A 13103-nucleotide genomic window follows, 5' to 3' on the forward strand; every position below is an offset into this window, starting at 1 on the left:
GCCGTTCACCGGCCGGCTGCGGCGGGGGCTAAATGTCGAGGAAGCGGACATCCTTGGCGTTCTGCTGGATGAAGGTGCGCCGGGATTCGACGTCTTCGCCCATCAGGATCGAGAAGGTTTGGTCCGCGGCGGCGGCATCCTCCATCGTCACCTGCAGCAGTGTCCGGTGCTCCGGGTCCATGGTGGTGTCCCACAGCTCCGTGTAGTCCATTTCGCCGAGCCCCTTGTACCGCTGGATGCCGTTCTCCTTGGGCAGCCGCTGGTTGTTCGCCAGGCCGCGGCGGACGGTTTCGTCCCGCTCACGGTCGCTGAAGACATAGTCGTGGGGGTGGTTGGACCACTTGATCCGGTAGAGCGGCGGCTGCGCCAGGTAGACGTAACCGCTCTCGATCAACGGGCGCATGTAACGGAACAGCAGGGTCAGCAGCAGGGTGGTGATGTGCTGGCCGTCCACATCGGCGTCGGCCATCAGCACGATCTTGTGGTACCGGGCCTTCTCCACGTCGAAGTCCTCGCCGATGCCGGCGCCGAACGCGGTGATCATGGCCTGGACCTCGGCGTTGCCCAGCGCGCGGTCCAGCCGGGCCCGCTCCACATTCAGGATCTTGCCCCGCAACGGCAGGATGGCCTGGGTCTCCGGGTTCCGGCCGCGGACGGCTGAGCCGCCTGCGGAGTCGCCCTCCACGATGTAGATTTCCGACTTGGATGGATCGCGGGACGAGCAGTCCTTGAGCTTGCCGGGCATGCCGCCGGATTCGAGCAACCCCTTGCGCCGGGTGGATTCGCGCGCTTTCCGAGCGGCCAGCCGGGCCTGCGAGGCCTGGATCGACTTGCGGATCACGTCGCGGGCCGGTCCGGGATTGCGCTCCAGCCAGTCGCCGAGTTCGTCCGTGACCACGCGCTGCACAAAGCCCTTGGCCTCGGAGTTGCCCAGCTTGGTCTTGGTCTGGCCCTCGAACTGGGGTTCGCCCAGCTTCATGGAGATGACGGCGGTGAGGCCTTCGCGGATGTCGTCGCCGGTGAGGTTTTCTTCCTTCTCCTTGATCAGGTTCTTCTCGCGTGCATAGCGGTTGATCAACGAGGTCATCGCGGCGCGGAAGCCTTCTTCGTGCGTGCCGCCTTCGTGGGTGTTGATGGTGTTCGCGTAGGTGTGGACGCTCTCCGAGTAGGAGGTGGTCCACTGCATCGCAACTTCCACCGAGAGTTTGCGGTCCGTGTCCTCGGTCTCGAACGCGATCACCTCGGGGTGGATGACTTCCACCTTCTTGGAGGAGTTCAAGTGGGTGACGTAGTCCAGCAGGCCGTGATCGTACTTGTAGACGACCTGGCGGTGTTCCGCCGTGGTCTCGACCTCGGTGCCCGGTGTCGTGTCCAGGTCCACGTCCTCGGCGTCCGGTGCGTGGATTTCCGGGTGGCGCTCATCGGTCAGGACGATCTTGAGGCCCTTGTTCAGGAAGGCCATCTGCTGGAACCGGGCGCGCAGTGTTTCGAAGTCGAATTCCGTGGATTCGAAGATCTCCGGGTCTGCCCAGAAGGTCTGCGAGGTCCCGGTCTCGGTGGTCTCCTCGCCGCGGCGCAGGTCGCCCACGGGCAGGCCGCCGTTGGCGAACGACTGGTGCCAGACATAGCCCTGCCGGCGAATCTCGGTCTCCACGCGGGCCGACAACGCGTTGACCACCGAGATGCCCACGCCGTGCAGGCCGCCGGAGACCGCGTAGCCGCCGCCGCCGAACTTGCCGCCTGCGTGCAGGATGGTCATGACGACCTGTACGGTCGGCTTGCCCTCGGTCGGGTGCATGTCCACGGGAATGCCGCGGCCGTTGTCCACCACCCGGACGCCGCCATCGGCCAGCAGCGTCACGTTGATCGTGTCGCAGTAGCCGGCCAGCGCTTCGTCGACGGAGTTGTCCACGACCTCATAAACGAGGTGGTGCAGCCCGCGCGGACCGGTGGAACCGATGTACATGCCCGGGCGCTTGCGGACGGCTTCCAGGCCTTCAAGGACGGTGATGTCGCTGGCGTCGTAGTGCTTGCCGTCGTTGCCCTCTGTCATTTGGGGTTCTGCGCCGGTGTTTTCCAGCTCATTGTCCTCTGCCACAGTTGCCGTTGACTCCTTGTGTTCCGTCCGGGGGACTCGTGTGTCGGCGCCCTTCCGGTAAGAGGACGGGCGCCGCCTAGTCAATTCTACCGTGTCGGGGCGGTGAATCCTGCACGAACATGGCTCTATGCGGCACGGAAACCGGGTTTTGACGCCGCCGCCGGGTGCCCGATGGGACGGTGTATGTCCGCGGACGTCTCCAGCGCCCTACACGCCGTCTAAGCAAGCGCGGGCCCGCTGCTTCCCGCGGGCATCCTGTGAGGGGCGAAATCAGCCGTAGGTGTCCCGCGGTCCGCGGCCGCCGACGGACCTCTTGCCCTTGCGCCAATTGGGCGCTGCCGGCGCCAGGACCTGGATTTTGGTGACGACGCCGGGGCCCAGCTTTTCATCGAAGCGCTTCAGCAGGGCGCTGCTGAGCAAACGCAGCTGCGTGGCCCAGGCCGTTGAGTCGCAGCGGACCTGCACCGTGGTTTCCTCAAAGCTTTCCGGGCGGCAATGGGCGGCGATGTCCGCGCCGACCAATTCATCCCACCGCGAAATGACCGACCCGACCGCCACCGGGGAGTTCCAACCGCGTTCTGCGACGAACCGGTCGAACACGCGCCCCACCCCCTGGGGGTCGCGGCCGAAATCCTGCGACCCCCCGGCAGGCCGTGCCCCCTTGGACGGGCGACGGCGGCTGTTGGCCCGGGTGCGCACGTCGCCGCGGGCCGCTGCCGCGAGGCGCACCCGGTTCAGGACGGCTTTCGCGGCGTCCAGGTCTTCCACAGCGCCTTCGTCCTGTGACGCCTCAGCTCCGGCCCGGCCCGCGGGCAGGGGAGGCACCGCCGGATCGGGCAGGTCCGGCCGACGTCCCACCGGCTCTGCCGGCTCCTGCGGCTGGGCCCGGTCAGGCGGTTTCCTGGCCATTGGCCACGCCTCCCGGCACTACCATGAACTGTTCTCCCGCCAAGGCCTCGGGGATGTCTTCGGCCACCGCAGCCGTGACGATCACCTGTTCGGCGCCGGCCACGATGCCCGCGAGCTTGGTCCGCCGCTGGTTGTCCAGTTCGGCGAAGACATCGTCCAGGATCAGGACAGGAGTCGCGCCCGGAGTCGCATCGTCGTCGCAGAAAACGTAGTACGAAGCCAGCCGGAGGGCCAACGCCAGCGACCAGGTTTCGCCGTGCGAGGCGTAGCCCTTGGCCGGCGCCGGTCCCAGCAACAGTTCCAACTCATCCCGGTGTGGTCCCACCAGCGAGACGCCCCGCTCCGTTTCCCGTTTGCGCTGCTGTTTGAAGGCGGCAAGGTAGAGGTCCGCCAGTTCGGCCGTACCCAGGCTTGCCAACGGCGGAAGCCCCGCCCCGCCGTCGTTCTCCACCTCGCCGTCATCCGATAGCTGGCTGTGGATGGTGGATCGGTAGACGGCGGCCGCATGCTTGGATCCATCGGTGAGGGCGGCATACGCGGCGTCCAGGTGTGGCTGCAGCAGGTCCACCAGTTCCAGCCGTGCTTTCAGCAGGGCGGCCCCGGCCTGTGCCATGTGCTGGTCCCAGACCTCCAAGGTAGCTTCGTGGGCGGCGGTGAACCGTCCGCTGGCGCGGGCCGATTTGAGCAGGGCATTGCGCTGTTTGAGGACGCGTTCAAAATCGCTGCGGGTGGCCGCGTGGTGCGGAACCAGGCTGGCCAGCAGCTCGTCCAGGAAGCGGCGCCGGCTGGACGGGTCGCCTTTGACCAGCGCGAGGTCTTCGGGGGCGAAGAGCACCGTGCGCAGGTGCCCGAGGATCTCCCGGGCGCGCACTGGGTTGGCACGGTTAATCCGCGCCCTGTTGGCCTTGCCCGCGGTGATTTCCAGCTCCAGCGAGGTGCTGCGCCCGCCGCGGTCCACCCGCGCCCGCACCAGCGAACGCTGGCTGTCGAACCGGATGAGCGGTGCGTCATTGCTGACCCGGTGTGATGAGAGCGACGCAAGATAGCCGATGGCCTCGACGATGTTGGTCTTGCCGACTCCGTTGGCTCCGACAAACACCGTAATGCCGGGCTTCAGGGCGATGTCCAGCTGCGGGTAGGTGCGGAAATCGGTGAGGGACAGGTATTCAACAAACAATGCGTTACAGCTACTTCGACTCGTTGCAGGGGCCGGACTGGTCTTGTGCGGGCTTTCTGACTGCGTGTCCGCCAAATTGATTCCGGAGGGCGGCCACCATCTTCATCGCGGGCGCATCATCTTGGCGCGACGCGAACCGTGCGAACAGCGCAGCGGTAATGGCCGGGGCCGGGACGGCGTGCTCGATGGCTTCCTCGACGGTCCACCTGCCTTCGCCGGAATCCTCGACGTAACCGCTGACCTGGCTCAACCCCGGGTCCTCTTCGAGCGCCTTCACCATCAGGTCCAGCAGCCAGGAGCGGACCACCGTCCCCTTCTGCCAGGCCCGGAAAGTGCCCGGAACATCCTTGATGATGTCCTTGGCTTCCAGCAGTTCGTACCCTTCGGCGTACGCCTGCATCAGCCCGTATTCAATCCCGTTGTGCACCATCTTGGCGTAGTGGCCGGCGCCGACGTCACCCACGTGGGCGAAACTTTCCTCCCGCGGGCCCTCCGGCCGCAGTGCGTCGAAGACCGGCATCGCTGCCTGCACGAGCTCGCTGGCTCCGCCCGCCATCAGGCCATAACCGTTCGCCAGGCCCCAGACCCCGCCGGACACGCCGACATCGATAAAACCTATCCGGCTTTCGGCCAGGAGGGCTTCGTGCTTCTGGTCTTCGGTGAACTTCGAGTTGCCGCCGTCGATCACCAGGTCTCCGGCGGAGAGCTTACCGGCCAGCTCCGTGATGACCGTGTCGGTGACCTCGCCGGCGGGCACCATGACCCACACGGTGCGCGGACCGGGCAGCGCCCGGACCATTTCATCAACGGTCGCTGTGTCACTGACCTCCGGGTTCCGGTCATAGCCGGTCACCTCGATGCCGCCGTCCCGGAGCCGCTGCCGCATGTTGAAACCCATCCGGCCCAAGCCGATCAGTCCGATGTGCATCCCAGTCACTCTTTCCTCTCGTCCATGGGTCGGTGGGATCAAATTACTGGTTGGGCAACCTCACTGGCATGAGCAGGTACCGGTAGTCTTCCTTGTCTTCGCCCTCGAGGTCGTCCTGGGCCGATATGACCGCAGGCTTCGGGGGCGTGGTGAAGGAAAACCGGACGTACTTGCTGTCAAAGGCGCTCAAGCCTTCGGACAGGTAGTGCGGGTTGAAGGCGACGGTGATTTCGTCGCCGGAGAGCGACGCTTCGATCGCCTCCGACGCCTGGGCGTCTTCGCCGGTTCCCGCGTCCAAGGTCAAGAGACCATCGGTGAAGGCCAGGCGGACCGGAGTGTTGCGCTCGGCCACCAGCGAAACACGGCGGACGGCTTCGATCAGCGTCGTGGTTTCGACTGTCGCATGGATCGGGGTGTTGTCCGGGAACAACGAACGGATCTTGGGGTAGTCACCATCGACCAGCAGCGACGTGGTGCGGCGTCCGCCGCTTTCGAAGCCGATGAGTTCGCTATTGTCCGAAAGCGCGATGTTCAGGTCGCCCGAACCACCCAACGTTTTGGCTACTTCGCTCAGGGTCTTGGCTTTGACCAGCGCGCTGGTGGAAATGCCCGGCGTCGTCGGGCGCCAGGACAGCTCCCGGAGGGCCAGGCGGTAGCGGTCGGTGGACAGCAGAGTAATCAAATCGTCTTCGATTTCCATCCGGACACCGGTCAAGATGGGCAGGGTGTCGTCACGGCTCGCCGCAATGATGACCTGGCTGACAGCCTGGGCGAACGCCTCTCCGTCCACAACGCCGCTGACATCGGGCAGGGCAGGGAGTTCCGGATAATCGCCTTCGGGCATGGTGGCGAGGTTGAACCGGCTGTTGCGGCAGGAGAGAGCGACCTTTGATCCGTCGGTTTCGATATCGACAGGTGCCGACGGCAAGCTTCGGCAGATGTCGGCCAAAAGGCGTCCGGAGACCAGGATGGTGCCTTCGTCAGTGACGTCCGCCGGAATCTGAAGCCGGGCGGAAATCTCGTAGTCGAAGCTGGCAAGACTCACCATGCCGCCTTCGGCCCGGATGAGCAGGCCCGACAGAACGGGGACAGGCGGACGTGGTGACAGGGAACGGGCTGTCCATGTCACGGCTTCCGCCAGAACATCCCGATCAACTCTGAACTTCACTGAAGTAAGCCACCTTTCACAACGAACATGCCGGGGAAGACCGCCTGCGTCTGGCCGGGTGCAGTGCGTGGGACTGCGAGCACCGGGTTGAAGCAGATGGCAACGATTCTTTGTGCAAGCTTAGCCGCAGCAACCGTCATTGCGCACCGAGAGTGCGACGACGTCCGGGAGAGCCGATTCGGCACGATGCGTGGGAACCGGGACAGGGTCAAATGTTATTTGGAAGAACTTCAAGAAATGGGATTCGTAGTGTTAATAACTGCTGTGGATACTGTGGAAAACCCCGGTTGGCCCTTCCCCTTGGCGGAAGTTGGCTGTTCACAACATGTGCAGGGCGTCCGTAACCGGCACCGGGTGCCTGTGGACGAAGATCCTTCGAATTTCGGGCGTCCACAGGGTGCATGGTGGTTTTCCTCTTAAGACCACCGGTTCTCCACTTAAGAATCCACAGCCTTATCCACACCTGTTAATTTCACCGGTGTAGTTCACGGCAGGAGGCCGCCGGGCCCAGAGAGGCTAGCTTTCGCGCTGTTGCTGCTTGATGCGGTTGGTCAGTTCCGTGACCTGGTTGTAAATCGCCCGACGCTCCGCCATCAACTCGCGGATCTTCCGGTCGGCGTGGATGACGGTCGTGTGGTCGCGGCCGCCGAGTTCCTGGCCGATCTTCGGCAGGGACATGTCGGTCAGTTCCCGGCACAGGTACATGGCGATCTGGCGGGCCGTCACCAGCGTCCGGGTCCGGGACTTGCTGGTCAGCTCCTCCATGCTGAGCTTGAAATACGCGGCGGTCTGTCCAAGGATCGTGGCCGACGTGATCTCCTGGGCACCTTCGTCGGTGATCAGGTCTTTGAGGACTATCTCGGCGAGACCCATGTCGACTGCCTGTTGGTTCAGGCTGGCGAACGCGGTGACGCGGATCAGGGCGCCCTCGAGCTCGCGGATGTTGGTGGAAATCTTCGAGGCGATGTACTCGAGGACCTCGTCGGGGACGGACAGCCCCTCGCTGATGGCCTTCTTGCGCAGAATCGCAATGCGGGTCTCCAGTTCCGGCGGCTGGATATCCGTCAGCAGCCCCCACTCAAACCGGGACCGCATGCGCTCCTCGAAACCGGAGAGCTGTTTCGGCGGCAGGTCGGAAGTAATGACTACTTGCTTGCTGTGGTTGTGGAGGGCGTTGAACGTATGGAAGAACTCTTCCTGCGTCGCATCCTTGTTGGCCAGGAACTGGATGTCGTCGATCAGCAGGATGTCGACGTTGCGGTAGAGCTGCTTGAAGCTGGCGCCCTCATCGTCGCGGATGGAGTTGATGAAGTCATTCGTGAACTCTTCCGAGTTCACGTACCGGACGCGGATGCTGTTGTAGAGATGGCGCGCATAGTGCCCGATGGCGTGCAGCAGGTGGGTTTTCCCGAGGCCCGAGTCGCCATATATGAAGAGGGGATTGTACGCCTTGGCCGGTGCTTCGGCCACCGCGACGGCCGCGGCATGGGCAAAGCGGTTGGATGAACCGATGACGAAGGTGTCGAAAATGTACTTCGGGTTGAGCCTGCCCAGTTCCGGGGAAGCGGCCTGCGCCGCCGGCTGGGGCAGCGACTCGCTCCGCACGACCGCCGGGGCCGGACGGGGCTCTTGTTCGGATTCCGGTTCCGCCTGCGGAGCCATATCCGTGTCGACGCTGAAAGCGCAGAGGATGTCGTCCTTGAAGACTTCGAACAGTGCATCGTGGAGCGGGTCTTTGAGCTGTTGCGACTGGAAGACTTCGCGGGTCAGTTCGTTGGGGACCGCCACCAGCAGCGTTGTGCCGATCAGGCCTTTGGCCTGCGCCAAGACGATGAAGCCGCGCTGCCGGGGTGAGACACGGTCGTCTTGTTCCAGCGTCCGGACCACTTTGCGCCAAGAACTTCCGACGTCATTTATCTGGTCCGTGTCCACGTAGTACCCCTCAGAAATGCTCAGCATGCTTCGGCATTTGCCGACAGCCCGCCCGAAATCCACAGACTTATTCACAGACAGTGGATAAGGGGCTCCTGCCAAGAGTAGAGCATGAATCTGCTGGACGACAGTTGGGATGCAGGGCCCTGTGGACGCCACTTCAGGGAGGCGCCAGGACCACTCAAAGCACCCTGGGCGTAGAGTTGTCCACAGGCGTTATCCACGGAAACGCCCGGGCGCCGAGACAGCCGGTTTGACGGTACTCACCGCCATCGCCTAACGTTGACTAGTCCTTCATGTCTACTTTGTTGTCCTTGTGCGTCCAACGCCCTGGCAATGGAATAGACCCCATATAGAGCGCCGACCTGTTCTTCCCCCTTGTTGCAATGGGTCCAACCGCATCTGTCGATCGTCTTGGAGTAACCACCGTGAGCAAGCGGACTTTTCAGCCGAATAACCGCCGTCGTGCCAAGAAGCACGGCTTCCGCCTTCGCATGCGCACTCGCGCCGGCCGCGCCATTCTGGCCGCACGCCGCAGCAAGGGCCGCACCGAACTGTCGGCCTAAATAGCCAGTTTGTCGACCCGGCTGTGAGGTTCAGTTCCCGCAGCGGTGTTTTTCGGCCGGCTGGGTAGCGCATGCTTCCCAGCCAGCACCGGATGCGCGCATCGGCGGACTTCTCAACAACTGTACGTTCCGGCGCCCGCTCAGGGCGCCGGAACTTAGTGTTATATGCGGCGGCAGCAGACCCGGCCCGCCCGGCATCTTTTGGCTTCATCGTCTCGAAGGCCGTGGGGAACGCCGTCATCCGCAACCGCGTTAAAAGAAGACTGCGGGAACTGGCAGCAGCCGGGTTAAGGGAGAATGAGTATTCCCGAGGGATCACCGTGGTTGTGCGGGCCCTTCCGGCAGCTGCCAACGCAGACTTCACGGCTTTGGAACTGGATTACCGGAAGGCTCTCAAGGCCGCCCTCGGCAAGTTGACCTTAACGCGCACCGCCACAGCAGAAGCTGCGCACGGAGAGAAGGGAAGAGCCGAATGAGTGCCTGCGCCCATGACGTACCTGTTCCCGCTCATTCTTCCGTGCCCAGGAGGACCATGAGTCCTGCGCAGTATGCGTTGATCGGTCTGCTGCGGGTGTACCGCAAACTCGTTTCGCCCCTGTACGGCCAGGTCTGCCGCTTTTTCCCGTCCTGTTCCGCGTACGCATTGGAAGCCGTGACGGTCCATGGCGCCGCCAAGGGCAGTTGGCTGGCCGTCCGCCGCCTGCTCCGGTGCCATCCTTGGAACCCGGGCGGCGTAGACCATGTTCCGGCGTCTGCATCCTTCAACCTGTGGCTGCAGGAGAACCCTTCCAGAATCCCCCGGATCGTGGAGCTTAACCACCCACTCATTCCGGCCGACGATGAAGGCCGCGGCGCGGCCCGAGGAGCAAATCAGTAATGGACTTCTTAAACACCATCCTGACCCCGTTCACGTGGGTCGTCTCCGGGATCCTGTGGGCATTCCACGCCGGCTTCTCCTGGCTTGGGATGGATCCGGCCAACGGCTGGACGTGGACGTTCTCGATCATCGGGTTGGTGCTGGTAATCCGCGCAGCCCTCATTCCGGTCTTCGTCAAGCAGATCAAGGCCCAGCGCGGGATGCAGGCACTGCAGCCTGATCTCCGGAAGCTGCAGCAGAAGTACAAGGGAAAAACCGACCAGCTCTCGCGTCAGGCCATGACGCAGGAGCAAATGGCGCTGTACAAGAAGCACGGCACCAACCCGTTCTCGGCCTGCCTGCCGATGCTGGTACAGATGCCGTTCTTCTTTGCGCTGTTCAGCGTGCTGAACAACGCTTCGCGCGCCAGCGAGAACGGCGAGGGGATTGGCGCCCTATCACCTGACCTCATTCGTCAGTTCGACGATTCGTCCATTTTCGGTGCGCCGCTTTCCGCGTCCCTCCTGCACGGTGGAGGGGGCGCCCAGCAAGTCTCTGTGGTCATCCTGTCGATCATCATGATTCTGGCGATGACTGCGTCGCAGTTCATCACGCAGAAGCAGATCATGGCCAAGAACATGTCCGCCGAAGCAATGCAGTCCCCGTTCATGAAGCAGCAGCAGATGATGCTCTACATCCTGCCTCTCGTGTTCGGCATCGGCGGCATCAACTTCCCCATCGGTGTGCTGATCTACTGGACAACCACCAACGTATGGACCATGGCGCAGCAGTTCTTCGTGATCCGGCGCATGCCCACCCCGGGTTCGCAGGCTGCCCGCGAACTTGCCGAACGCCGTGCGAAGAAGGGCCTGCCGATGGTACCGCTGCTGGGCGAGCGGAAGACCGAGGCGCCCGCGGCCGATTCCCCAGCAGAGGTGAAAGGCCAGCGCCAGCAGCCACAGCGTAAGAACAGGAAGAAAAAATGAGCAGCGAAAGCGTATCCGAAGTGACCGAAGAACTTTCCGACGACGCGGCTGCGGCGGACGAACAGCAGGAGGACGCTGTATCGAATTCCGCCAAGCGCTTGGAGGAAGAAGGAGATGTAGCTGCGGACTACCTTGAAGAACTCCTCGACATCGCGGATATCGACGGGGACATCGACATTGAGGTCCGTAACGGCCGCACCTACATCTCGATCGTCTCCGAAGAGGAAGACAACGACGCGCTCAAGGCTCTGGTGGGCCCTGACGGCGAGGTCCTCGAAGCACTGCAGGAGCTGGCCAGGTTGTCTGTTCTAACCAGCACCGGCAACCGTTCCCGCCTGGTCCTGGACATCACCGGCTACCGCGAAGGCCGTAGCGAAGAACTGCTTAAGATCGCCGAAGACGCCGTCGCCGAAGCCAAGGAGACAGGCCGTGACGTGGCGCTCGAGCCGATGAGTGCGTACGAGCGCAAGATTGTCCATGACGCCGTTGCTGAACTCGGGCTGATCAGTGAATCCGAGGGCGAGGGGTCCAACCGGCACATCGTGGTGTCGGTGGAGTCCTGACCTTGTCCGGCGGATCGGTCTGATAGGCAGAGGTATGTCCGTAGTTGAAATGAGCGTGGCGGAGTCTAGAGCGGCTCACGCCGTTTTTGGTGAACGCCTGGGCCTGGCGGAGCGATACGTTGCGCATTTGGCCACTTCCGGCATCGAACGAGGCTTGCTGGGCCCCCGGGAGGTCCCGAGGTTGTGGAACCGGCACGTCCTGAACTGCGCCGTCGTCGCAAACTTGATCGGGCGCGACGCCGCGGTTGCGGATGTAGGAAGCGGGGCCGGCCTGCCAGGACTGACGTTCGCCTTGGCGCGGCCTGACCTGCGGTTGACGCTGATCGAACCGTTGGAGCGCAGGGTCGTCTGGCTTAATGAAGTCATTGAGGATCTCGCACTCGACAATGTCGCAGTGCTGCGGACGCGAGCCGAACTTGCGGGGGACGAAGTCGCAGCGGATGTCGTGACTTCTCGAGCAGTGTCGGCTCTCGACAAGCTCGCCCGCCTTTCCATTCCACTGCTGCATGGCACCGGCGAGATGCTGGCCATCAAGGGCCGCAGCGCGGCTGATGAAGTCCAGAAGGCTGAAAAGGTCATCAGGAAGCTCGGCGGCCGTGAAACAGAGGTCCTGACCGTAGGAGACGATCTCTTGGAAGAGCCGACGACGGTGGTGCGCATCCGGGTTGCTGCTTGACCTATTGCTCCACACACCCACGGAACACCCGTGAATCCGGCCGCGCAACGATAGGCTAAGAGTGGCCGGTGGCGGACAGAGAAAGCGGGCGGAATCCAAGTGGCGATCAACAACACGGTGTCGGGTTTCACGGGGACCGAAGCCGAAGAATCGTCGCATCACGAAGTAACCAAACAACCGAACCCGGTTGCGCTTGACCCCCATAGCGGTCCTGTTTCACGTGAAACCTCCCCTGGGAACGAGGCTGAAATAGCCAACTCCAACATGAAGATAGAGGCTACGGTTCCAAACGTTATGGATTCGATCGACGAAAGCACACCTCTCGCGCAGGAACTGGCGAGCGAAAACCGCAGGCGCGAGAGGCTGAAGGCCAAGGAGCTTCCCCGGCCCGCTCATACCAGGGTTTTGACTGTCAGCAATCAAAAGGGTGGGGTTGGCAAGACCACGACGACGGTCAACATCGCAGCGGCCCTGGCTACGGCCGGTCTCAACGTACTGGTCATCGATATCGACCCGCAGGGCAACGCTTCAACGGCCCTCGGGGTCGAGCATCACGCTGAAGTCGACAGTATTTACGACGTGCTGATCAACGATATGCCGCTGGGGGACGTTATCGCGCAATGCCCCGATATCGCCCACCTTATCGTCGCACCCGCCACGATTCACTTGGCCGGGGCAGAGATCGAATTGGTCTCGTTGGTGGCCCGTGAACAACGCCTGCGCCGCGCCATCGAGGTCTACGCGCAGGAACGGGAGGCCGCCGGACTGCCCAGGCTGGATTATGTGTTTATCGATTGCCCGCCCAGTCTGGGCCTACTGACCGTTAATGCTTTCGTTGCAGCCCAAGAGGTACTGATTCCCATCCAATGCGAGTACTACGCCTTGGAAGGGCTGAGCCAGCTCCTCAAGAACATCGAGATGATCCAAAAGCACCTAAACGCTGGATTGGTAGTTTCGACCATCTTGCTGACGATGTACGACGGACGCACAAACCTTGCAGCCCAGGTTGCAGCCGAGGTGCGCGAGCACTTCCCGAACGAAGTTTTGAGTGCAGTCGTTCCGCGATCGGTTCGCATCTCGGAGGCTCCGAGTTACCAGCAGACGGTGATCACCTATGATCCGTCGTCCAGCGGGGCCCTGTCATATCAAGAGGCAGCAGCCGAAATCGCCGAGCGCGGCAAGTAACTGTGAAGCCGCACCGCAACGGTAGAATTACGCCTTAAGCGAGCTGGCGCATGCCAGCT

The 13103-nt window shown here is 62.9% G+C and carries 13 protein-coding genes; 7 read left to right on the forward strand and 6 right to left on the reverse strand.

The genetic code is table 11. The features are described from left to right. Positions 1-28: 28 nt before the first annotated feature. From gyrB to dnaA, 6 genes are all read right to left on the reverse strand, one after another. Positions 29-2053: a DNA topoisomerase (ATP-hydrolyzing) subunit B gene (gyrB, locus tag AC5RUK_RS11560; protein ID WP_493988895.1), complete on the reverse strand. Its 2025-nt coding sequence runs from the start codon at positions 2051-2053 to the stop codon at positions 29-31. 315 nt (positions 2054-2368) lie between these two features. Beyond that, the gene (locus AC5RUK_RS11565; protein ID WP_494152244.1) at positions 2369-3007 is read right to left on the reverse strand and encodes a DciA family protein; all 639 of its coding nucleotides are present in this window, start codon (positions 3005-3007) and stop codon (positions 2369-2371) included. Beyond that, positions 2988-4184, reverse strand: coding sequence for a DNA replication/repair protein RecF (gene recF / locus AC5RUK_RS11570; protein WP_494152245.1), 1197 nt, complete (start codon positions 4182-4184; stop codon positions 2988-2990). Before recF ends, AC5RUK_RS11565 begins: the two co-directional genes overlap by 20 nt. A 10-nt stretch (positions 4185-4194) precedes the next feature. Next, positions 4195-5121 (reverse strand): phosphogluconate dehydrogenase (NAD(+)-dependent, decarboxylating), encoded by a 927-nt coding sequence (gene gnd / locus AC5RUK_RS11575; protein ID WP_494152246.1) that lies wholly within the window; start codon positions 5119-5121, stop codon positions 4195-4197. A gap of 34 nt (positions 5122-5155) precedes the next feature. Continuing rightward, positions 5156-6280: a DNA polymerase III subunit beta gene (gene dnaN / locus AC5RUK_RS11580; RefSeq protein ID WP_493988367.1), complete on the reverse strand. Its 1125-nt coding sequence runs from the start codon at positions 6278-6280 to the stop codon at positions 5156-5158. A 516-nt stretch (positions 6281-6796) separates the two neighbouring features. After that, positions 6797-8239: a chromosomal replication initiator protein DnaA gene (gene dnaA, locus AC5RUK_RS11585; RefSeq protein WP_493988366.1), complete on the reverse strand. Its 1443-nt coding sequence runs from the start codon at positions 8237-8239 to the stop codon at positions 6797-6799. 401 nt (positions 8240-8640) lie between these two features. On the opposite strand from dnaA, the gene rpmH reads away from it, so the two are divergent. The 7 genes from rpmH (at position 8641) to AC5RUK_RS11620 (ending at position 13044) form a co-directional block, all read left to right on the forward strand. Beyond that, entirely contained in the window at positions 8641-8778 is a 138-nt protein-coding gene (gene rpmH, locus AC5RUK_RS11590; protein WP_127513203.1) for a 50S ribosomal protein L34, read from the forward strand. 71 nt (positions 8779-8849) lie between these two features. Further along, a complete protein-coding gene (gene rnpA, locus AC5RUK_RS11595) occupies positions 8850-9254 on the forward strand; it encodes a ribonuclease P protein component (RefSeq protein ID WP_493988365.1) in 405 nt (134 codons plus the stop codon). A gap of 56 nt (positions 9255-9310) precedes the next feature. Next, positions 9311-9655 carry a membrane protein insertion efficiency factor YidD gene (gene yidD / locus AC5RUK_RS11600; RefSeq protein WP_494107043.1) on the forward strand — a complete coding sequence of 115 codons (345 nt, stop codon included), beginning with the start codon at positions 9311-9313 and terminating at the stop codon, positions 9653-9655. Continuing rightward, positions 9655-10620, forward strand: coding sequence for a membrane protein insertase YidC (gene yidC / locus AC5RUK_RS11605; protein WP_493988363.1), 966 nt, complete (start codon positions 9655-9657; stop codon positions 10618-10620). The genes yidD and yidC overlap by 1 nt, the downstream gene beginning before the upstream one ends. Further along, complete coding sequence (locus tag AC5RUK_RS11610) at positions 10617-11183, forward strand: Jag family protein (protein ID WP_493988362.1); 567 nt, start codon at positions 10617-10619, stop codon at positions 11181-11183. The genes yidC and AC5RUK_RS11610 overlap by 4 nt, the downstream gene beginning before the upstream one ends. A gap of 34 nt (positions 11184-11217) precedes the next feature. Next, complete coding sequence (gene rsmG / locus AC5RUK_RS11615) at positions 11218-11859, forward strand: 16S rRNA (guanine(527)-N(7))-methyltransferase RsmG (RefSeq protein WP_494152247.1); 642 nt, start codon at positions 11218-11220, stop codon at positions 11857-11859. Positions 11860-12108: 249 nt separating this feature from the next. Continuing rightward, complete coding sequence (locus AC5RUK_RS11620) at positions 12109-13044, forward strand: ParA family protein (protein WP_493988894.1); 936 nt, start codon at positions 12109-12111, stop codon at positions 13042-13044. The last annotated feature ends 59 nt before the right edge of the window (positions 13045-13103 follow it).

The sequence above is a fragment of the Arthrobacter sp. Y3223065 genome (assembly GCF_059090885.1).